The organism is Bacillus cereus group sp. N24 (genome assembly GCF_016483345.1).
GTDB lineage: Bacteria > Bacillota > Bacilli > Bacillales > Bacillaceae_G > Bacillus_A > Bacillus_A toyonensis.
The window spans coordinates 67,245-90,276 of the sequence record NZ_JAEHCA010000009.1 but is presented as its reverse complement, the minus strand read 5'-3'; the positions used below and the strand labels follow the sequence as shown (position 1 = coordinate 90,276).

Genomic DNA, 23,032 nt, shown 5'->3' with positions numbered 1-23,032 from the left:
AGAGCCATGTAGGTATTTTTTATCTACATGGCTCTTTTTTTATTGCCAAAAAGCTAGTAAAAAATGATGTTTAAGCAAATCTTACTACAAAGGAGTTAACAAAAATGGAAACGAAAAAATGGGGATTATGGGTTTTAACAGCTTTTGTTATCGGGAATATGGTTGGCGGTGGCGTATTTATGCTCCCAGCAAATTTAGCACAAGTATCAGGTCCAATGGGTTCTACACTCGCATGGAGTATTACAGGACTTGGCGTATTTATGATTGCACTCGTATTTGGAAATTTAGCAATTCGAAAACCAGAATTAAAAGCAGGACCACAAAGTTACGCTCAAGCGATGTTTCCTTCAAAAAAAGCAGGTAAAGTTGCAGGGTATAGTATGGCGTGGGGATATTGGGCTGCGAACTGGGCTGCAACAGCATCTGTTATTATTTCCTTTGCTGGATATTTATCAACATTTTTTCCAGTTTTACAAAGTAAGCAAATTCTCTTTTCAATAAATGGATTTTCACTAGAACTAGGAAAAGGGTTAACTTTTCTAGTATGTAGCCTTATGTTATGGGGAATTCAATATATTCTTTCTCAAAATATTGATCGAGCTGGAAATATGAATCTTCTTGCTACCATTGCAAAAATTATCGGATTTACAATGTTTATTGTGATTACATTATTCATTTTCAACGCCTCTAATTTCGGAGACGGTCAAACATTTATGAATGAAGCTGGACAATCCATCTCGTTAGGTGGACAAATCAATTCAGCTGCTATTGCAACACTTTGGGCGTTTATCGGCATCGAATCAGCAGTTATGCTTTCTAACCGCGCAAAATCACAGCGTGATGTAAAAAAAGCTACAATTTTCGGCCTAATTATTGCTCTTATTATTTACATGTCAATTACTTTACTTACAATGGGAGCTCTCTCGCAAGAAGCTTTAAAAGAGTCTCAAAAACCATTAGTAGACGCATTAAATTTAGCAATCGGCAATAAAGGCGCATATATAATGGCGTTACTAGCACTTGTATCTTTATTTGGATCTACTGTTGGCTGGATTGTTGTTAGTTCAGAAGTACCTTACCAGGCTGCCAAAAATGGACTTTTCCCTAAGTTTTTCAGTAAAACAAATAAAAAGGGTAGTCCTTCAAAATCATTATTTATTACAAATGTGATGACACAAATCTTCTTATTCTCAACGATTTCTGGCACTGTTTCAGAAGCATATAATTTCGCTATCGTTGTAGCAACATTAGCTTATTTAATTCCATACCTTGTTTCTACTCTGTACCAATTTAAATTGGTTATTACAGGAGAAACGTATGATATAATGCCAGGATCTCGAATAAAAGACGGGGTTATTACTACATTAGCATTTGTATACTCTATTTGGGTTATCAAAACGGGAACTGCTGATTTAAAAACGTTCTTCTTAGGAATTGGATTGTTTATATTAGGTCTTATTCTTTATCCCGTATTAATGAAAAACTCACAAAAAACGAATTAAAAAAAGAGAAGCTTTTAGCTTCTCTTTTCTATTAAAAATCCGTAATTAACTTTTCTTTTAACTCTCCTACGGATAAAGGTTTTGCATAATAAAATCCTTGTACATAGTCACAGCCCATGGATTGTAATAAACTTTCTTGTTCTACCGTTTCTACCCCTTCAGCAACTACTGCTAAATTTAAACTATGGGCAATTTCAATAACAGATTTTACAATCGTTCTTTCTGGCTGTGCATGATCATAATGAAATTCACGAATAAAATTACGATCAATTTTTACGATATCAAGTGGCAATTGTTTTAAATAATACAATGAGGAATAGCCAGTTCCAAAATCGTCTAAAGCAATTAATACGCCCATACTTCTTAATTCTTGTAATGTAGCGATAATATAATCAAAATGGCGAACAGCAATACTTTCCGTTATTTCTAAAATTAAACGATTCGGAGGAAAACCAGTTCTCCTTAAGATGCTACGTACAGACAAAATAAAACGCTTCTGCATTAATTGTTGTATGGATAAATTCACAGATAACCTTAATCCTTCTTGGTAATCCGGTAATGTTTTAAACAGGCGACACGATTTTTCTAATACCCAATCTCCTAATTTTATAATAAGTCCAGATTCTTCAGCTACTGGAATAAATTCGCTTGGTGAAATAGGCCCTTCTTCTGTCATACAGCGCACTAAAGCCTCAATGCCAGTATATTTCTTCGTTTTCAAATCAATGATAGGTTGCAATACTACATCTAATTCTTCATCACGAATTGCCTTTTGCAAAGCAAACTCGATTTTCATTCTACGATTTATTTTTGCACGTAACTCATCTGTAAAGAAACACGCCGCATTTCTTCCCTGTTCTTTCGCACTATACATAGCTAAATCCGAATTTTTCAATAGTGTTTCCACGTCTTGTCCATCTTGTGGATATGAACAAAGTCCTAGACTAGCTGAAATGTATACTTCATGACCTTCAAGCATAAATGGTGCCTGAAAACATGACAATACCGATGTCGCTAACTGCCGCATCTCATCTTGTGTATGTTCATTTGTTAACAGCACAAATTCGTCGCCACCTAGCCTAGCCAGAACATCTTTCTCTCCTAACACATAATGCAACCGTGAAGCAACTTCGCTTAAAAGTAAATCTCCTATCATATGACCTAACGTATCATTTACTAATTTAAAACGATCTAAGTCAAAGTATATTATGCCAAATTCCTTTTTCCCTGCAATCAGCTCATTAACAGTCGTTATTAGCTGTAATCGGTTCGGTAAACTCGTTAAAGCATCATGATATGCAAGTTCCCTATAACGGCTTTCACTCAATCGTAATCTCTGTTCTGCTTCTTTTCTACTACTAATGTCATTTCGGATCGCGATAAATTGATACGGCTCTCCTTTTTCATTTAAAAATGGAACAATTGTGGTTTTAACCCAATAATATGTACCATCTTTTGCTTGATTTTGGATTTCACCTCTCCATACTTTCCCATTCAAAATACGCTTCCATAAGTTTTGAAAAAAAGTTTTCGGATGATATCCTGAATTTAAAATACGATGATCTTTTCCTATTAACTCTTCTCTTTTATATTTGGAGATTTCACAAAACTTATCATTTACATATGTAATAAGACCTTTTCGGTCTGTAATTGCAACAATTGAAGACTCATCTAATGCTAACTTTAAATCTCGCAATGAAGAGTCATATAATGCATGACCTCTTTGTTCTAGCATGCGCATCTCTCCTTGCTTCCTATCTAACTAAAACACAACTTGTTTCTTTTCATAGAAATAGAGATATTTCATTTTCTAATAATAACCCTTTACATACATCACATTTTGAATTATGCCGATTAAAATAACATAATATTATTTGTAAAAAAAAGCAATATAATAACGTTCCAATTATAATTAGTAGCTTCTCATCTCCCTAATTAGCTTGCCTTATTATACCGCATTCCTTTAACTTGCTCTATGCAACCCTTGTTTCCTACTCATTCCACTCGCGTCTAACCTCTATGCTTTTTAATAGCAAAATAGACATTAGAACATACTATATAACTATTCACGAATAATAATATAAAAGTTTAAATTGCTATATATGTTTTTGAATTACAATAATAAAATATTAACATATTTTTACCTTTATTTTGGAAGTATTTCATAAATAAATATAGTATTAAACAAAAAAGAGGATAACCTCTTTTTTGTTTAATACTGATATGGTATTTGCTGATAACCTGGGTATGGAACTGGATATGGTGCTGGATATGTTACTGGGTACGGTGCTGGATAATAACCTCCACTCGCTGCACCCGTTAATGCACCTGCTGTAAGCCCACCTAACATACCTCCCGCAAAACTTCCTGGGAAAAATCCGCCGCCCCATGAGCCGCCTCCACCCCAGCCCCATCCACCACCGTGATGATGATGGTGATGATCATAATGGTTGTGTCCTCCATTATGATGGTGTCCTCCATTATGATTGCGATAATACACTCCGTTATTTTCTATATAATTCATTATTCACCTCTCCCTTTCAAAGTGAAATTTTAATCGGCGCGGGCTTTGTCCCTCCCCCACTGATTATTAGCCCAAATCAATCGGGCATTTATGGACAATCATTTCCCGCCTAACTTCCTTGCACTCATCGAATTTTGAGATGGGATTTTTACTACCCAGCAAATAACGGGATAACAACGTAACAATATACTGTATGTAGGACAAATGCGGAAAGTATAGGACAAATGTCTATATTTTGTAAAAAAAACAAAACACTTTATAATAAGGATGTCAGATTATATCTTCTATTTAAGAAGTCTATATTTAAGAAAGATTAGAGGAATTATATAGAAATGAAGAAACCTATCGTTCAATTATTATTAATATTTACAATCGTATCTATCGTTCTTTTCCTATTAAATACATCGGTTATTTCGTTATATACGTTTGTCGGTGCTCTATGGTCCATCACAATCGTAGGAATTTCATTCGTTATTTTTATAGAAAATAGATCTCCCCAAAGTACTTTAGCTTGGTTTTTAGTATTAGCACTTCTTCCCGTTGTAGGTGTACTTTTATACTCTATTTTCGGGCGTAGCCGTTGGAGAAGAAAAAAACATCTCCATCGTTCAGAAGAACAAAGAAAATTATTCCGCGAAATATTAGAAGGAAGACGACTAGAATTATCACTCACAGTCCCATTACATGAACGTTCCATACATTTAACAGAAGTCGTACAAAAATTTGGAGGCGGGCCTGCCGCAGATAGAACGACGACAAAACTTTTAACAAACGGCGATCAAACCTTTTCAGAAATTTTGCAAGCAATCGAGAATGCAAAACATCACATACATATTCAATACTATATTTATAAATCTGATGAGATTGGTACAAAAGTACGAGATGCTTTAATACAAAAGGCAAACGAGGGTATTATTGTACGCTTCCTTTATGATGGACTCGGAAGTAATACGTTAAGACGACGATTTTTACAACCTATGAAAAAAGCTGGAATTGAAATTGTCGAATTTGACCCTATTTTTTCAGCTTGGTTACTGGAGACAGTTAATTATCGTAATCATCGTAAAATCGTCATTGTAGATGGAGAAATTGGTTTTACCGGAGGGCTTAACGTAGGTGATGAATATCTTGGTCGCTCAAAAAAATTCCCTGTTTGGCGTGATAGTCATTTAAAAATAGAAGGAAAAGCATTGTATAAATTACAAGCCATCTTTCTAGAAGATTGGCTTTATGCGTCTAGTGGATTGAATACTTATTCTTGGGATCAATTTATGAATAGACAATACTTCCCAGGAAAAGAAATTTTGGATGCAACAGGTGCGGTGCAAATTGTAGCAAGTGGACCAAGCTCAGATGATAAAAGCATTCGTAATACATTACTAGCTGTTATGGGCTCAGCCAAAAAATCTATTTGGATCGCTACACCATACTTTATTCCGGATCAAGAAACTTTAACATTATTACGCTTAAGTGCAATATCTGGCATAGATGTACGCATTTTATATCCTGGTAAGAGTGATAGTATTATTAGCGATCAAGCATCTCAATCTTATTTCACTCCACTTTTAAAAGCCGGTGCTTCTATTTACAGTTATAAAGATGGATTTATGCACGCAAAGATTGTACTCGTTGATGATAAAATTGCAACAATCGGAACAGCAAATATGGATGTACGTAGCTTTGAATTAAATTATGAAATTATTAGCGTACTCTATGAATCAGAAACCGTTCATGATATTAAATGCGATTTTGAAGAAGACTTTAAACACTCTACTGAAATTAAATGGAACTCATTCCAAAAAAGAAGTATCAAAAAAAGAATATTAGAGTCCTTTATGCGACTGATTTCACCTTTACTATAAGCAATCAATGTGATATTGATTGCTTTTTCTTTTATATTTCCCCCTTCTCCTTTTCTTTGCATACCATATTAAAACAAGTTATCATAAGATATATTACTTTATGAAAATAATGTTAGGTGGGAAATACATGTTAGAACAATTTCATATACATTCTGATTTAAAACAGCAGCTTTCTACAATTCATGAAAAGAATAAACAAGAAGCTGGTGAAAATGCTCATTTAATCGGTACTAAAATATATAAAGCATCTGATAACAGCATTATCGAAGATGCTATTACGGCACTTCTTCTTGGCAAAAATATTCTATTAAAAGGACCAACTGGTAGTGGTAAAACGGTACTAGCGGAAACTCTTTCTTCTTTATTCCAAAAACCAATGCATAGCATTAACTGTTCTGTCGATTTAGATGTGGAAGGTATTTTAGGATACAACACATTACAAACGAAAGACGGAGCATCTGAAGTTACGTTCGTTAACGGTCCTCTTATGAAAGCAATGAAGAACGGTCACTTCCTATATATTGATGAAATCAATATGGCAAAACCTGAAACGTTACCACTTCTTCACGGTGCACTAGATTACCGTAAAATGATTACAAACCCATTTACACAAGAAGTTGTATACGGTGATGACGAATATCGCGTAATTGCTGCGATTAACGAAGGTTACGTTGGGACAAGTGAACTAAACGAAGCATTAAAAAACCGTTTTGTTATTATTGAAGTTCCTTATATTCAAGGTGACACATTAAAAGAACTATTACTATCTGAATCAAAATTAAATGATGTTGCAACAATTGAAAAGTTCGTTGCATTTGCAAGCGACCTTATGCCTTTAGCTCGTGATGGCCGTGTAAGTGAAGAAGCAGCAAGTATTCGTGGTATTATCGACGCATGCGATTTAGGTGTATATATTCCTGTTATGCGCGCTATTGAGCGAAGCATTATTGCGAAATTAAATGATGAAACAGAACAAATGACTGTCCGTGAATTAGCAGAAAGTTATTTCTTTGAGGGATAATTCATGAGACAAATTTTTAGTGACAAAAAAATTGATGCGTCGCTGTTTCTACAAATGGAAAACTTAATGTATGCCCTTCTAAAAGAAGACGATGCCTATCTTGAATATGGCTATAAAGCATACTACGACGAAATTGAAAAAAAGGTTGTCATTAGTCACTTTTGGGATGATCGAAAAGAAGAAGATACAGTAATCGGATTAAAAAGCGAAGTGTTCTTAAAAGCACTTGGTAATAAACATTACTCGGACATGGCTTTAATTCGTTCTTACGCGATTGAATTACAAGAATCGCCCCTAAAGAAGTTCTTAACACAATTATTTGTTCTATTAGAAGATTTACGTGTCGAGGAAATCGTAAAAAACTTACGACCTGGCACGAAACATATTTTTAAACGCCGAAAAGAAATGTACCGCAATTACTTCGGCTCACAAAATGAAATAAACCGCGTTCGTAACTATCACGGTGATCGTCTATTTTGTCTATGTTACCTTTCATTAACGAGCGATAAATATGAAATGTTTACCAATGAATATTTCGAGCAAATTGAAGTAATTTTGCATGAGACATTCCAAGCCCGTAATACGGAAGATATTATGTATATCGTTGAGAAAATTCGCTACCGCTTAGAGGAGCTTCTTGAAAATGATATGCTTAACAATTATTTCGGACATGCTCCGCTTTATTTATCTGTCATTGCAGATGAAAAGAACTGCCGCGTTGAAGATTTAGCAAATGATGATACGCAGCTCATAGATGACGATGACAATAAAAACAAAATGGATGAAAGCTTCTCCACATGGCATCGTGAAAATAAAAATAACGAAAACGAGAACTTTTTACGCTTTGAATTAGAAAGCGGAACAAAAACAAACATGATGGGTGATACTGCTCGTGAATCAGAAGATGGCGATCAAGCACTTGGTTCTGTACAAGGTACTTCTCAAAAAAGTACACAATCCAACTTTGATGGTGCTGATACAGAAGAAGCAAGAGCTTCACACGCTTCTAGCCAAAGCGAGGGTGCATATGGTAAGTATAATGTAGGTGCCTCTCATACATTTAAAGAAGCTCGCAAATCAAATCCTGACGAGAAAAAAGATTACCAAGCTATCAAATCAGTCGTTAATAAAGATGTAAAAGAATTAAAGAAAATTATCGAAAAAACGATTGAAAATAAAACGAATGCAAATAGTGATAAATACTACGGAAGACTTCGGAAGAAATTCCTTCGTATTTATACTGAAAAGCAGCCGCGCATGTTTTATAAAAAAGGACAAGAATCGCAAGAGCTCGACGTTGCATTCCAACTATTAGTGGATTGTTCTGGTTCTATGTATAACAAAATGGAAGAAACGAAGAAGAGTGTTGTCTTATTCCATGAAGCGTTGAAATCTTTAAAAATCCCGCACGCTATTAGCGGATTTTGGGAAGATGCTTCTAGTGCTAAACCTGAAGATAAACCGAACGTTATCCATGAGGTTGTAAATTACAAAAACTCAACGTTACCAAACGTTGGTCCAGAAATTATGCAACTTCGTGAAGAAGAAGATAACCGCGACGGATATATTATTCGTATCGTTTCTGAAAAGCTTGCGAAAAGACCAGAAAAACATAAATTTCTATTAGTCTTCACAGACGGTGAACCTTCTGCCCTAGACTATCAACAAGACGGAATTTTAGATACGCATGAAGCTGTGAAACTCGCTCGTAAAAGTGGTATGGAAGTAATCGGTATCTTCATCGAAGAAGGCGAAGCGAAAGAAGCGACTTATCAATTAATGAAAAACATTTATAATCATCACTTCTTAGTTGCAAATCATGCTGAAGATTTACGATTGAAGATTAAACCATTGCTGAAAAAACTATTACTGAAGACGATTGAATAGAAAAAAGGAGCCTTTTGGCCCCTTTTTCTCGTTCAATTACTTTTTTCTGGTTGAAACTTGTATGGAATGGCTACTTCTAACAATGACTCGAATCCTCCATCGTAGAATGGGAATCGTTCATTTGCGATTGTTCGCTCCACCCACTCTATCGCAGAAATTTCTCCCTCATCTTCTGCATGTAGCTCGCCCGTTAGTACTTTCGCTCGAAATGTAAAAAGTAGTGCGTGATTCCCGGATTCTTCAAAGAATTTTTCATTGATTGCAACAAGTCCACCTGCCATAGCAGTTAAACCTGTCTCTTCTTTTACTTCCCTTACTAGAGCTTCCTCTAACGTCTCACCCTTTTCAACAGCCCCGCCTGGCAATGACCAAACGTTTTGTTCTACATTATGTACCATTAATATTTTATCTGTTTCTTCGTCATGTATTAGTGCATATACGACATCAACTCTTTGCATGTTATTTTCCCCCTCTCAAAAAGAATGAAGAGCCAATTCCTAAGAATCGGCTCTTCCTATTAATTCATCACTAACTCAGCTGTGAGCTTTTTTTTTAACTTAGCCAGCATGTCCGCTGTCATTTTGTCTAAATCGTATTCTGCTTTAAAGCCCCACTCTTTCATTGCTGCTGTTGCATCAATAGAGTTTGGCCAGCTATCAGCGATTGTTTGACGAGCTGGATCTACTGCGTAATCCATTGTAAACGTCGGAATGTGTTTACGAATTGATGCTGCAATTTGCTCTGGCTCGAAGCTCATTGCTGTAATGTTAAACGCATTTCTATGCACTAGCTTACTTGAATCAGCTTCCATTAATGAAATGATCGCTTGTAAAGCATCTGGCATATACATCATATCCATGTACGTTCCTTCAGCAATGTATGAGGTGTATGCACCTTTTTTAATCGCCTCATAATAAATTTCAACTGCATAGTCAGTTGTTCCGCCTCCTGGAGGAGCTACGTAAGAAATTAAGCCTGGGAAACGTACACCGCGCGTATCAACGCCAAACTTTTGATGATAATAATCACATAGTAATTCTCCTGCTACTTTGTTTACCCCATACATCGTAGTAGGACGCTGAATTGTATCTTGTGGCGTATTATCTTTCGGCGTTGATGGACCGAATGCACCGATAGAACTTGGCGTGAAAAACTTACAGTTTAATTCACGAGCTGCTTCTAATGCATTTACAAGTCCACCCATATTTAAATTCCAAGCAAATAACGGATTTTTTTCTGCTGTTGCTGAAAGTAAAGCTGCTAAATGAATAATTGTATCTACTTCATTACGCTTTGCAATATCATGTAGTTTTTGCCCATCTGTTACATCTAACGTTTCAAATGGACCAGACGTTACTACTTCACTATCTGTTTCACGAATATCTGTTGCAATAACGTTTGATGCGCCGTATACATCACGAAGTTTCATTACTAGTTCAGAACCAATTTGCCCTAAAGAACCGGTTACTAGAATTTTTTTCATTTTCCCCACTCCTCATTTGCAAGCTATTCAAAAGATGTCGTTACTTAAATGATGCCCATTTCTTTCCCTACTTTTTCATATTTAAGAATTGCTTCATCTAGCATTTCCTTCGTATGAGCTGCTGTAGGCATATTACGAACGCGTCCTGTTCCTTTAGCTACAGTTGGGAACACGATAGATTTTGCGTATACGCCTTCTTCATTTAGACGTCTACTAAATTCTTGTGTTAATATTTCATCACCAATAATACAAGGTGTAATTGGCGTTTCACTTTCTCCGATGTTAAAGCCAAGTTCTTTTAACCCTTGTTTTAAATAGCGACCATTTTCCCATAAACGATCGTGTAACTCTGTGCTTTCCATTAAGATTTCAATTGATCTCATGCAAGCTGCTGCATCAGCTGGTGTTAATGCTGTAGAGAATAAGAATGGACGTGAACGAACTTTTAACCAATCAATTAAGTTTTGTTTCCCTGCTACATATCCACCAATTACCCCAATTGCTTTTGATAATGTACCAATTTGGAAATCAACTCTATCAGAAAGACCGAAGTGCTTCACAGTACCTGCACCTTTTCCAAGTACCCCTGAACCATGTGCATCATCTACATATGTCATTAAATCTAGCTCTTCTGCAATCTCAACAATTTCTGGTAATTTTGCAATATCTCCATCCATTGAGAAAACACCGTCTGTAATAACCATTAATTTATTGTAAAGACCTGATTCTTTCGCCGCGATTGCTTTTTGGCGTAAATCTTCCATATCAGAATGTTTATAAACGATGATTTTCGCTCTTGATAGACGACTACCATCAATAATAGATGCATGATTTAATTCATCTGAAAGAATCGCATCATTTTTATCCATAACAGCTGAAATCGCTGCCATATTACAATTAAATCCTGATTGATAAGCAATTGCTGCTTCTGTATGTTTAAACTTTGCAATTGTTTCTTCTAATTTAATATGCAAATCTAAAGTACCGTTAATTGTACGAACAGCTCCTGCCCCAACACCGTACTTATGAATTGCACCAATCGCTGCTTCTTGTAAGCAATTATCAGTCGCTAATCCAAGATAGTTGTTTGAAGATAAGTTAATATATTCTTTGCCGCCAATTGTAATAATCGGTCCATTTGGACTTTCAAGCGGATCAATTACGTTATAAAGCCCCTTTGATTTTAAATCCTCTAAATTTTCTTCTAAAAATTTCGCAAGTGTTTTACTAGACATCGTGAAGCCTCCCATCGTTCATGTAAGCGGATTATTGTCTTAATAGTTCTAATAATCCCTCTACTAGCTTAACACGTTTTCAGAATTTATTATAGAAAAATAGTTTAAAGAAACCGCTTACAAATTTTAATTATATATGATTCATTACAAGAAATCTATCATTTACATTCCATATTTGATAGAATTAAAAAAATATTTAGGGAGGCTTCAAACATGGCATTTACAGAATCTGATGTATATAATAACGAAGCGTTTTTTGAGCAATATATGAAACGAAGATACTGCGAAAATAGCCCCAATGAATCCATTGAAAAGCCAGCATTCTTTCAACTCATTGGTGATGTAAAAGGAAAACAAATTCTCGATTTAGGTTGTGGCGATGCTAAGTTTGGCGAGGAATTATTAGAAAACGGATGCCACTCTTACACTGGCATTGAAGGCTCTCAGCTTATGTATGAAAAAGCTAAAAAACAACTAGAAAATAAAAATGGATCTGTTCATTTGATAAACCTCAAAGATTATACATACTCCCCATCCACTTTTGATTTAGTCACATCTAGACTCGCTTTACATTATATTGAACATCTTCATATCATTTTTCAAAATGTGTACAAAACTTTAAAAACAAATGGAACCTTCATCTTTAGCGTTCAACATCCTGTTATTACCTCTTCATTTGAAAGCTTGCAAACGAGTGGTAAAAGAAAGAGCTGGTTCGTCGATGATTATTTTAAACTAGGCAAACGGGTTGAACCATGGATTGACCAAGAAGTTATTAAATATCATCGTACAACGGAAGAGTATTTCACATTATTACAGCAAGCCGGATTTACCATTATAAATCTAAAAGAAGCTACACCAAATCAAACCTATTTTCAAAGTGAAGAGGAATATGAACGACGTTTACGAATTCCCCTCTTTCTATTATTTTCTTGCAAAAAATAAAAAGACGATGAATCCCCATCGTCTTTTTTCGTTATCTCATTGCTTGAGCAACTTCTTTAACTAATCGTCTTCCTCTTCCGTGCGGGATACATAGTGGTGTTCCAAACAACGGATCCGTACTGATTTGACACTCCATACGGAATACATCCCGAACTAACTTCTGGTCAATAACTTCTTCTGGTTTACCTTGTGCATATATTCGTTTATCTTGAATAGCTACAATGTTGTCTGCATAACGGCATGCCAAATTCAAATCGTGTAATACCATAACAATTGTTCGTTGCTCTGTTTCATTTAATTCGAATAATAAATCTAGCACTTCAATTTGGTGAGTCATATCTAAATATGTAGTTGGCTCATCCAGTAAAATAATGTCTGTATCTTGTGCAAGCGTCATTGCAATCCAAGCACGTTGACGTTGCCCACCTGAAAGAGCATGCACATCCCGCTCAGCAAATTCTGTCATACCTGTTGCTGCAAGTGCCTTCTGTACCATTTCCTCGTCTTTTTCTGACCATTGCTTTAACCAAGTTTGATATGGATAACGTCCTTGCTTTACAAGTTGCAATACTGTAAGCCCTTCTGGTGCTTGGGGTCCTTGCGGTAAGATTGCCATTTGACGAGCAATTTGCTTCGTTTGCATACTTTGTAACGCTTGATTATCTAACAAAATATCACCATTTGTTGGCTTTAATAATCTAGCTAGTGAACGTAATAAAGTTGATTTTCCACAACCGTTAGAACCGATGAAGATTGTAATTTCACCTTTTGGAATTTCTAAATCCAACTCATCGATAATAATTGTTTCACCATAGGACAGCGTCAAACGTTTTGTCTCCAATGCTTTTTGCATATTCATCTCCCTTTATGAATTCCGACTTTTATAAAGTAAATAAATAAAATAAGGTGCACCAATTGCTGATGTAAATACCCCTGCTGGAATTTCAAGTGGTGTGAAAATTGTGCGCCCAATTAAATCCGCAGCGAGTACTAAAATTGCACCGACAATAGCTGCAACTGGGAGTAATGCACCGTATAAAGAACCAACTAATCTTCGCGAAATATGAGGTGCCATTAAACCAACAAACCCAATCCCTCCGGCAAAGGCAACCGCCCCACCAATTAAAGCTGTACTAAGTAATAACATAAATACACGCGACTTCGTTAAAGGAACACCAAGTCCTACCGCTATATCATCCCCTAGCTCTTGTGCATTTAAATGTCTAGCAGCGATAAAGGATATTACCGTTAAAATGAGAACCCAAGGCGCAAGTACCATCACATTTTGCCATGAAGAGCCGTAAACAGTACCTGTAATCCATACATTTGCTTGGCTCGCTTGATAAATTGGTGCTAATAACATAAATAACGTTGTTGCCGCTTTCGTTAACGCCCAAAATCCAACACCAATTAAAACAAGACTAATCGGTGATAAGCCATCATTTTTCCATGCAAATAAATATACAAAAAGCGCTACAATCGTCGCTCCAGCAAAAGCTGCGAGCGGCATATAATGAATGCTTACTGTTAGCGCATTGTTTTTATCACTAAATATAGCTAAAAAGAGTACAACTGCTACGCTTGCACCACCTGTAATTCCAATGATATCAGGGGAAGCAAGCGGATTTCTAACGAGCCCTTGTAAAATACAACCTGCTACAGCAAGTGCAATTCCTACAAGGATCGCAATTAAAATACGCGGCATACGAAACTTATTTACAACCATATTTGACATCGCATCGCCATTTCCAGTAATCGCTTGCCATACGTCATAAGGAGCAATCTTCATATCTCCCATACCTGCACTTGCAAAAAATAATCCTATTAAAATTACTAATAAACTCACCAAGACGAGACTAGCTCGTTTATACATTAAAAACGAGAATCCATCTTTTCCTATACGAAACGGGATATACTTCTTCATTTGCTAAGCCCTCTCTTACGTGCAATATAAATAAAGAATGGGGCCCCGATAAATGCTGTCATAACCCCTACTGGTACTTCTTGTGGCATAATGACATATCTTGCGGCTATATCCGCTAAGATTAATAGTATTGCACCTAACAATCCGCTATAGGGCACTCTCCATCTGTGGTCAACTCCAACAAGAAATCTGGCAAAATGCGGAGTTACAATTCCTATAAATCCTATTGGGCCAGCAACCGCAACTGAACCACCCGACAACAATACAATAATGAGTAGTACGAATGATTTCATTAAAATTGTTCGTTGTCCGAGACCTTTTGCAACATCTTCTCCCATCATCAATGTATTTACTTTCCCTGCCATCATAAGAGAGGCAATCCATCCTACTAATAAATACGGAAATACAGATTGTAAAATTTCTATTTTTCTTCCTTGTACAGATCCGGCAAGCCAAAACAATACTTCTTCCATTGCCTTTTCATTCAAAACAAGCAACCCTTGTGTTAATGATGAAAATAAAGCACTTATCGCGACACCTGCTAATGTTAACTTAAGAGGAGTCGTCCCTTCTTTTCCTAAAGAACTAGAAGCAAATACAAGTACAGCTGCAATTGCCGCTCCTAAAAAGGCAATCCACGTGAAAGCCGATAATGACGTCACGGAAAAGATAACAATTGCTACAACTATGAAGAACGCAGCGCCTGAATTTAATCCAATAAAATCTGGTGAAGCAAGTGGATTCTTAGTTAAAGTTTGCATAAGACAGCCTGCAATGGCTAAACTAGCACCAACACTAGCTGCAATTAACGCCCTAGGCAGACGTACATTTTGAATAATAATATGTTCATTGGAACCATTAAAATGGAAAAAAGCATCCAATGCTAGTTTCCAACTCGTATTTGTATATCCGAAAATAATACTTCCCCAAATACAAATAACGACTGCAATGATTCCAACAAATAATCCAATCCATTTTGCTCGATTTGTTTTTAATAACATGCAGCGTTTCCCCTTCAATGTATAATGATACGTTGTTAGTGTATTTCAACTTAATTCTCATTGTCAACGGAAATGAGAATTATTTTCAGCCATATGTATTGACAATCAAAAGATAAAGGCTTAATATCATGCTTGCTATTGAAAAATATTCTCAACATGTAGGGGGTACATAATGAATTTCATGCGGAAGAAATCGTTTACAGTATTTGTATTTTTACTAGCATTTTCAATGCTTTTAAGTGCTTGTGGAAAATCAAATAACAAAGAAGAATCTACAAAAGAAGATAATAAAAAAGAAGTGGTTACTGTAGAACATGCAATGGGTAAAACAGAAGTTCCTGCTAATCCAAAACGTGTAGTTATCTTAACAAATGAAGGAACTGAAGCTTTACTTGAATTAGGTGTGAAACCAGTTGGTGCTGTAAAGTCTTGGACTGGTGACCCATGGTATCCACATATTAAGGATAAAATGAAAGATGTAAAAGTTGTTGGTGATGAAGGACAAGTTAACGTTGAAACAATTGCTTCTTTAAAACCAGACTTAATTATTGGTAACAAAATGCGCCACGAAAAAGTGTACGAACAACTAAAAGCAATTGCACCTACTGTGTTCTCAGAAACATTACGTGGTGAATGGAAAGATAACTTCAAATTTTATGCAAAAGCATTAAATAAAGAAAAAGAAGGCCAAAAGGTTTTAGCTGATTACGAAACACGTATGAAAGATTTAAAAGGCAAACTTGGTGATAAAGTAAATCAAGAAATTTCTATGGTACGCTTTATGCCTGGTGATGTTCGTATTTATCACGGTGATACATTCTCTGGTGTTATTTTAAAAGAACTTGGATTTAAACGTCCTGGTGATCAAAATAAAGATGATTTTGCAGAGCGTAACGTATCTAAAGAACGTATTTCGGCAATGGATGGCGATGTATTATTCTACTTCACATTCGATAAAGGCAATGAGAAAAAAGGTTCTGAACTAGAAAAGGAATATATAAACGATCCTCTATTTAAAAACTTAAATGCAGTAAAGAACGGAAAAGCATACAAAGTTGACGATGTTATTTGGAATACAGCTGGCGGTGTAATGGCTGCTAACTTGCTACTAGACGACATTGAAAAACGCTTCGTTAAATAAATTTATTCTAACCAGCTCCCCTCTTTTATGGAGCTGGTTTTTTCATTTCACTGAAGTGTCACATTATTTCATTTTGTATTTTTATTCCCAATATGTTATATTATAAAAGTAAATAGAATATATTTTCTCTATATCAGAATAAATATTTTAATCTAAATTTTCTGATTAATCACTATTTTAAATTCGTTTAGAATTCAATTACTACATTTGAAAACGCTTATTATCGAGTTTTCAGGGCAAAATACAATAACGGTTGAAGAAAATAGAACTTTTTTAGAAATTTTCTTTCTATTTCCATATAATTCTATTGACTTCTAAATATTTTGTAAATTAAAATGATTACATAAATATCCGTTATACAGGATTAGGGGGAAACAAAAATGGATGCAGCTTTAAAATTAGACAAAGCTGGAGAGCAACAATCACCAAAAAAACATCCACCAGGGTTATACTTGTTGTTCTTTACAGAAGCATGGGAAAGATTTAGTTATTACGGAATGCGTGGCTTATTAGTTCTTTATTTAACAACGAGCTTAGTAAGCGGCGGTTTAGGCTTTGATAAAGCAGTTGCAGTTCAAATTTACGGTATTTTCACAATGCTTGTATATTTCACACCTATTATTGGTGGCTGGTTAACTGACCATTTCATTACGAAACGACACGCCATTACTATTGGCGGTATCATTATGGCGATTGGTAACTTCGTACTATTTTCAATGAACACGAAAACCGGACTATTTTTAGGATTAGGATTATTAGTTATCGGTAACGGATTCTTCAAACCAAATATTTCGACTTTACTAGGTCAATTATATAGCGACAACGATTCTCGTCGTGATAGTGCCTTCACTATCTTCTACATGGGAATCAACTTAGGAGCTCTTATCGCTCCATTCATTTGCGGTTACTTCGCAGATTACAGATACGGTTTCTTAACAGCTTGTATCGGTATGATTATTGGGCAGATTGCATTTAACTTATTAGCACCTCGTTACTTAGGATCAGCTGGAACAACAGTTGTGGGTAAAAAATCTAAAGAACAAAATGCAAAAGCTGTTGAGAAAAAACCTTTAACACCACAAGAGAAAAAACGTACTGTTGCAATTTTAATTTTAACTTGTTTCGTTGTATTCTTCTGGGCAGGATTTGAACAAGCTGGTAGTTCTTTAACACTTTACACAGATAAGTTCGTAGATCGTACAATTGGTGGATTTACAATTCCCACACCTTGGTTCCAATCTGTAAACCCATTATTCATTATCTTATTAGCATTACCAGTTTCTGCATTATGGATTAAACTTTCAAAAACAAAAAATGGTGATTTAAAAATCCCTACAAAAATGGCTTTTGGTATGATTTTACTAGGAGTCGGGTACTTAGTTTTAACTTTAGCTGTTCTAAAAACTGGTAGCGATGAAGGTAACATTACAATGAAAGCAAACTTACTATTCATTGTATTCACTTACATGTTCCACACAATCGGTGAACTATTCTTATCACCAATTGGATTATCTATGGTAAGTGCAATCGCTCCTGTTAAATTAGCATCATTATTAATGGGTGTATGGTTAGCTGGTACTGGCTTTGCAAACTTATTAGCAGGACAATTAGCTGCTTTCACTCAATCTTTAGGATATTTAGAAGTATTTGCAAGCATCGGTGTTATCGTAATCGTACTAGGATTAGTACTTCTTATGTTCTCTAAGAAAATTGCACATATGATGGAATAACAAAAAGACGCTTCTAAAATTAGAAGCGTCTTTTTTATTATTTCTCCTCTAAAGCCGTCACGTCCACATGAACGCTCTCACCAGGATTAGATACGTCATACACTTGGGCACTCCCCTTCTGCTCATCACAGCTCTCAATCCATACTGGTACGCCCTCATATGTAACGTCAATTTTACTTGAAGAAGATAAGATTTGTTTCACACGTTGCACATCCATACTACTATCCCTCCTTTTGCTTACTACACTCCTTTCTATTTTTTCTTTTCCTTTTAGAATATATTCCGTAAGGCAGCATGTTGATTGATAGTCATTTCTTCCTCACCTGTTAATATTTACTCTCTCGCTACCTTTCTGACAAATAAAAAAAGACGTATATTCCACACGTCTTTTTCCATAATATTCAAATTTTAAGAAAATAATGTTTTTACTACTGCACTTACTTTATCATTATGGATTTGATAATACACTTCTAATCCTCGTCTCTCAAAGCGTACTACCTTATTTTGCTTTAACTTCGTTAAATGTTGTGAAACCGTTGATTGCGGAATTTCTAATACTTCCTGTAGTTGTGTTACATTACACGTTCCACGTTGCATTAGTTCCATTACTAGGCGTAGACGCAACGGATGCGCTAACGCTCTTAACATTTGTACATCTTCTTCTGAAATACGACATTCGAATTGATTTTGGCTCATAAAGTTCCCCTCATTTTCGTTTTTATTTTCTTTTTATTTATTTATATATCTGTTCTTATATTTCCTGTTACGACATAACTTTATCAACCTATAACGCTGAAAATTTTTTCCACCTTTATCAGCATAGAATTCAGGAAAAAATCCTTACTGATTTTGAATATTATACTATATGATATAACGAAAAAGCAAAATAAAGGGCTACAAATACTTTGCTTGCAAACGTTGTTTTATCAGGCTTTTTGTTATATTTTCACCTCATTGAAACGCAAAGTAATGATATTGTAAAATACCGTCTATAATTGATAAACTTCCGTAAAGTAGTTGGAGTATACTTAACCTCTTTGTTACACTAAAAGGAATTTTCAGTAAAAAGAGATGCTCTAGTATTAAGAATTTGCTTCTTATTTTTTATTCATATTACATTTGGCTGGACTGTTATTCAAAACCTCATAATGAAATAAACCACTCCTTCCCCCACTAGATCAAACAGGACAGATACGTGCAATATATCAAACTTTATATTCGATACAAAAGACGGCATCTACTATACACCTATTGGGACAATGGCATATGAACAAAATACTCACTGAATAAAGTTTCACTTTAAAAAACGCACTCAAATACATTTAAGTGCGCTTTTTGTCTACTTTATGAACAAAGCTTTCTTTTAACACTATTATGGAATAATTATACTTTTTTACGTTGACAATAGTGTTGAAGGAGAATATACTAAGCATGTAAGTTGATTGTGAATTGTTTCACAAATAATGTGAATTTCTTCACATATAATAGATAGGAGTTGTCATTATTATGAGTACTTGGACACAAATTTATGACCCATTAAACAATATTTGGTTATCTGCACTAATCGCAGCACTTCCAATTTTCTGCTTCATCATTTGTTTAATGGGACTCAAAATGAAAAGTTATATCGCTGGTCTTTACAGTGTGATTGTCGCTATTATTCTTGCTATATTTGTTTATAAAATGCCAGCAACTGTAGCTGTAGCATCTGCCGGATTCGGTGTTTTATCTGGATTTTATCCAATTTGTACTATCGTTATCGCAGCAATTTTCCTTTACAAATTAACTGTTAAAACAGAGCAATTCAACATCATTCGCGATAGTATTTCCAGCATTACAAATGATCAACGTTTACAAGTATTATTAATCGCTTATTCTTTCGGTGCTTTCTTAGAAGGCGCAGCTGGTCTAGGGGTTCCAGTTGCTATTACAGCTGCATTACTTGTAGGTATGGGCTTTAACCCATTAAAAGCAGCAGGTATTTGTTTAGTAGCTAACATCGCTGGTGGTGCTATGGGTGCTATGGGTATTCCAGTTACTGTACCAGCACAATTAACTGAACTTGATGCATTAACTATAGGTCGTCAAACTGTTCTTATTTTACCATTCATTAGCATTATTTTACCTTTCTTACTTGTTTCCATGGTCGATGGAATTAAAGGTATTAAAGAAACTTGGCAAGGTATTCTTGTAAGTGGTGTTTCTTTCGCAGTTACTCAGTTCCTTGTAACTTACTTCTTAGGTGCAGAACTTACTAATATTTTCGCAGCCGTTGTAAGTATGATTGCCCTTGCATTATTCTTACGTGTTTGGCAACCAAAATCTTCTACTAAAGAAGAAAAACAAGAAGAAAAAGAAGCTCATACATTCAATCAAATTTTATATGCTTGGTCTCCATTCGTATTCTTAACTGCATTCGTAACAATCTTTAATTTAAAACCGATTAAAGCTTTATTCGCTCCGGATGGTGCGTTAGCAAACTTAGTATTTAACATTCAGTTCCCTGGTCTTCATAATATGGTTATGAAAACTACACCAATTACAAAAGCCGATACACCTTTCGCAGCGATTTTCAAATTCGATGTATTTTCTTCTACAACTACTGCGATTGTATTAGCAATTATCGTGTCACTTATCGTTTACCGCGTAAAAGGTAAAATGATTAAAGAACTAATCGTTGAAACAATTAAAGAATTAAAAGCTCCAGTATATACAATTTGTAGCGTTATCGCTTTAGCTTACGTAGAGAACTACTCTGGTATGTCATCTACACTTGGACTTGCATTCTCTTCTACTGGTAATGCATTCCCAGTTCTTTCTCCAATCTTAGGATGGATTGGCGTATTCATTACAGGATCAGTAGTATCAAGTGGTTCATTATTCGCACCGCTTCAAGCAGTAACTGCAGATCAATTAAACATCGTTCCTTCTACACTCGTTGCATTAAACGTAGTAGGTGGTACAATGGCGAAAATGGTTTCACCACAATCTGTAGCAGTTGCTTGTGCGGCAGTTGGACTAGTTGGTAAAGAGTCTGCTCTATTTAAAACAGCAATGAAATATAGCTTAATCTTCTTAGCTGTTATTAGCTTACTTCAATTAAACGCTGTATTTAATATCTTTTAAAAAATAAAACACCGATCCAAATGGATCGGTGTTTTATTTTTTTATCTCGCATTAACGCGGGATGCTCCCCCACTGATTAAAGTTTCACTTTATCCTTTAATAAAGAAGCTCCAGCAATTTCAGGGTGAGTCATTTCGAATGGATCTAAAATAATATCCAATTCTTCTTCTGTTAGTACACCATGTTCTAAACATAACTCTCTAACAGATTTCCCTGTTTCAATCGCTTCGCGCGCAATGCGAGATGCTGCTTCATAACCAATGTGAGGGTTAACTGCTGTAATAATTCCAACACTTTTCTCAACATATTGCTTCAGCAATTCTTCATTTGCTGTAATTCCTTTAATACAGTATTCACGGAATACACGGAATCCGTTATTCATAATACTAATAGATTGAATTAAATTAAATACAAGCACAGGCTCCATTACGTTTAATTCTAATTGTCCTGCTTCTGATGCCAAGCAAATTGTATGATCATTACCAATTACTTGGAAAGCAACTTGGTTAATTACTTCTGCCATAACTGGATTTACTTTACCTGGCATAATAGATGAACCTGGTTGGCGTGCAGGCAATTGAATCTCTGCTAATCCGACACGTGGCCCAGACGCCATAATACGAAGATCGTTTGCAATTTTAGACATATTCATCATACATACTTTTAATGCTGCAGATACTTCTGTGTATGCATCTGTATTTTGCGTTGCATCAACTAAATGCTCTGCACCGACAAGCGGGAATCCGCTAAATGTTCGTAAATGTTTTACCACTTGTTCAATGTACGTAGGATTTGCATTTAATCCCGTACCAACAGCTGTCGCTCCCATGTTCACTTCATATAAATGTTGGCGAGACTGTTTAATTCTTTTTATATCACGCGCAAGCACGCGGCTATACGCTTCAAATTCTTGTCCAAGGCGAATTGGCACTGCATCTTGTAAATGTGTACGCCCCATTTTAATGACGTGATCGAACTCTTTTGCCTTTGTACGGAAAGCAGCATGAAGTTCTTCCATTGTAATAAGAAGCTCTTCTAACATCATAAGAGTAGCAATATGAATTCCCGTTGGAAAAGCATCATTTGTTGATTGAGCCATGTTCACATGCGTGTTTGGACTAATTTTCGCATACTCACCTTTTTCGTATCCCATACGTTCTAATGCTCTATTCGCAATTACTTCATTTGTATTCATATTAATAGAAGTTCCAGCACCGCCTTGAATTGGATCTACAATAAATTGATCATGGAACTTTCCGTCAACAATTTCTTGTGCTGCTTCCGCAATTTCTTGCCCAATATCTTTAGCTAAGTAACCAGTATCCATATTCGCAAGTGCCGCCGCTTTTTTCACAATTGCCATTGCCGTAATGAGTGACGGATGAATGCGATATCCTGTAATTGGAAAGTTTTCTACGGCACGTAATGTTTGTACACCATAATAAGCTACACTTGGTACTTCCTTTTCACCTAAAAAGTCTTTTTCTATACGTATATCCTTCGTTGCTATCATTTGCATCACCTATACTTTTTTCATTCTAAATCCTTATCTGAAAAATCCGCCATCTCAAAATACGAATATTATTCAGAAGAATTTTTCAGTATCCACCTTCACTATATAGCACCTCTTTTGAAAGCGCAAACATTTAAT

General features: G+C 35.6%; 19 protein-coding genes. 8 read left to right on the top strand and 11 right to left on the bottom strand.

The genetic code is table 11. The annotated features are described in order from the left end of the window. Window positions 1-104 precede the first annotated feature (104 nt). Entirely contained in the window at window positions 105-1,502 is a 1,398-nt protein-coding gene (locus tag JDS95_RS15315) for an amino acid permease (protein WP_000448439.1), read from the top strand. Between the two features lie 31 nt (window positions 1,503-1,533). Here the strand turns inward: JDS95_RS15315 and JDS95_RS15310 are convergent, their stop codons facing one another. Both JDS95_RS15310 and JDS95_RS15305 read right to left on the bottom strand, forming a co-directional pair. Next, window positions 1,534-3,237, bottom strand: coding sequence for a putative bifunctional diguanylate cyclase/phosphodiesterase (locus JDS95_RS15310; RefSeq protein ID WP_000893352.1), 1,704 nt, complete (start codon window positions 3,235-3,237; stop codon window positions 1,534-1,536). A gap of 477 nt (window positions 3,238-3,714) precedes the next feature. Next, complete coding sequence (locus JDS95_RS15305) at window positions 3,715-4,026, bottom strand: hypothetical protein (protein ID WP_001106418.1); 312 nt, start codon at window positions 4,024-4,026, stop codon at window positions 3,715-3,717. A 332-nt stretch (window positions 4,027-4,358) separates the two neighbouring features. Here JDS95_RS15305 and JDS95_RS15300 point away from each other — a divergent pair, with 332 nt between their 5' ends. The 3 genes from JDS95_RS15300 (at window position 4,359) to JDS95_RS15290 (ending at window position 8,796) form a co-directional block, all read left to right on the top strand. Continuing rightward, window positions 4,359-5,888 carry a cardiolipin synthase gene (locus JDS95_RS15300; protein WP_000743021.1) on the top strand — a complete coding sequence of 510 codons (1,530 nt, stop codon included), beginning with the start codon at window positions 4,359-4,361 and terminating at the stop codon, window positions 5,886-5,888. Window positions 5,889-6,015: 127 nt separating this feature from the next. Next, window positions 6,016-6,909: an ATP-binding protein gene (locus JDS95_RS15295; RefSeq protein ID WP_000892990.1), complete on the top strand. Its 894-nt coding sequence runs from the start codon at window positions 6,016-6,018 to the stop codon at window positions 6,907-6,909. 3 nt (window positions 6,910-6,912) lie between these two features. Then, a complete protein-coding gene (locus tag JDS95_RS15290) occupies window positions 6,913-8,796 on the top strand; it encodes a vWA domain-containing protein (protein ID WP_001248839.1) in 1,884 nt (627 codons plus the stop codon). A gap of 32 nt (window positions 8,797-8,828) precedes the next feature. Here the strand turns inward: JDS95_RS15290 and JDS95_RS15285 are convergent, their stop codons facing one another. The 3 genes from JDS95_RS15285 to JDS95_RS15275 are packed head-to-tail and all read right to left on the bottom strand — an operon-like array spanning window position 8,829 to window position 11,514. Next, window positions 8,829-9,254, bottom strand: a complete 426-nt coding sequence (locus JDS95_RS15285) for an NUDIX hydrolase (RefSeq protein WP_001189951.1) — start codon at window positions 9,252-9,254, stop codon at window positions 8,829-8,831. A 59-nt stretch (window positions 9,255-9,313) separates the two neighbouring features. After that, window positions 9,314-10,279: an L-threonine 3-dehydrogenase gene (locus JDS95_RS15280; protein WP_000723132.1), complete on the bottom strand. Its 966-nt coding sequence runs from the start codon at window positions 10,277-10,279 to the stop codon at window positions 9,314-9,316. A 44-nt stretch (window positions 10,280-10,323) separates the two neighbouring features. Further along, on the bottom strand, window positions 10,324-11,514 hold the full coding sequence (locus JDS95_RS15275) for a glycine C-acetyltransferase (RefSeq protein WP_199690608.1): 1,191 nt from the start codon (window positions 11,512-11,514) through the stop codon (window positions 10,324-10,326). A gap of 213 nt (window positions 11,515-11,727) precedes the next feature. Between JDS95_RS15275 and JDS95_RS15270 the strand changes: the two genes are divergently transcribed. Then, the gene (locus tag JDS95_RS15270; RefSeq protein WP_199690606.1) at window positions 11,728-12,459 is read left to right on the top strand and encodes a class I SAM-dependent methyltransferase; all 732 of its coding nucleotides are present in this window, start codon (window positions 11,728-11,730) and stop codon (window positions 12,457-12,459) included. 31 nt (window positions 12,460-12,490) lie between these two features. Here the strand turns inward: JDS95_RS15270 and JDS95_RS15265 are convergent, their stop codons facing one another. The 3 genes from JDS95_RS15265 to JDS95_RS15255 are packed head-to-tail and all read right to left on the bottom strand — an operon-like array spanning window position 12,491 to window position 15,384. Beyond that, window positions 12,491-13,312, bottom strand: coding sequence for an ABC transporter ATP-binding protein (locus JDS95_RS15265; RefSeq protein ID WP_001167946.1), 822 nt, complete (start codon window positions 13,310-13,312; stop codon window positions 12,491-12,493). 12 nt (window positions 13,313-13,324) lie between these two features. After that, window positions 13,325-14,383: a FecCD family ABC transporter permease gene (locus JDS95_RS15260; RefSeq protein ID WP_000760041.1), complete on the bottom strand. Its 1,059-nt coding sequence runs from the start codon at window positions 14,381-14,383 to the stop codon at window positions 13,325-13,327. After that, complete coding sequence (locus JDS95_RS15255) at window positions 14,380-15,384, bottom strand: FecCD family ABC transporter permease (RefSeq protein ID WP_000925228.1); 1,005 nt, start codon at window positions 15,382-15,384, stop codon at window positions 14,380-14,382. The genes JDS95_RS15260 and JDS95_RS15255 overlap by 4 nt, the downstream gene beginning before the upstream one ends. A 172-nt stretch (window positions 15,385-15,556) precedes the next feature. Between JDS95_RS15255 and JDS95_RS15250 the strand changes: the two genes are divergently transcribed. After that, the gene (locus JDS95_RS15250) at window positions 15,557-16,525 is read left to right on the top strand and encodes an ABC transporter substrate-binding protein (protein ID WP_001010273.1); all 969 of its coding nucleotides are present in this window, start codon (window positions 15,557-15,559) and stop codon (window positions 16,523-16,525) included. 380 nt (window positions 16,526-16,905) lie between these two features. Beyond that, window positions 16,906-18,255, top strand: a complete 1,350-nt coding sequence (locus JDS95_RS15245; RefSeq protein ID WP_000338302.1) for a peptide MFS transporter — start codon at window positions 16,906-16,908, stop codon at window positions 18,253-18,255. Window positions 18,256-18,292: 37 nt separating this feature from the next. On the opposite strand, the gene JDS95_RS15240 is transcribed toward JDS95_RS15245, so the two are convergent. Together JDS95_RS15240 and JDS95_RS15235 are read right to left on the bottom strand one after the other, a co-directional pair. Continuing rightward, entirely contained in the window at window positions 18,293-18,472 is a 180-nt protein-coding gene (locus JDS95_RS15240) for an acid-soluble spore protein H (protein WP_000383122.1), read from the bottom strand. 191 nt (window positions 18,473-18,663) lie between these two features. Further along, the gene (locus JDS95_RS15235) at window positions 18,664-18,951 is read right to left on the bottom strand and encodes an ArsR/SmtB family transcription factor (RefSeq protein ID WP_000081428.1); all 288 of its coding nucleotides are present in this window, start codon (window positions 18,949-18,951) and stop codon (window positions 18,664-18,666) included. An 810-nt stretch (window positions 18,952-19,761) separates the two neighbouring features. On the opposite strand from JDS95_RS15235, the gene JDS95_RS15230 reads away from it, so the two are divergent. Beyond that, window positions 19,762-21,381 (top strand): L-lactate permease, encoded by a 1,620-nt coding sequence (locus tag JDS95_RS15230; protein ID WP_085451049.1) that lies wholly within the window; start codon window positions 19,762-19,764, stop codon window positions 21,379-21,381. Window positions 21,382-21,457: 76 nt separating this feature from the next. Here the strand turns inward: JDS95_RS15230 and aspA are convergent, their stop codons facing one another. After that, a complete protein-coding gene (gene aspA, locus JDS95_RS15225) occupies window positions 21,458-22,894 on the bottom strand; it encodes an aspartate ammonia-lyase (RefSeq protein WP_000562164.1) in 1,437 nt (478 codons plus the stop codon). Window positions 22,895-23,032: the final 138 nt, after the last annotated feature.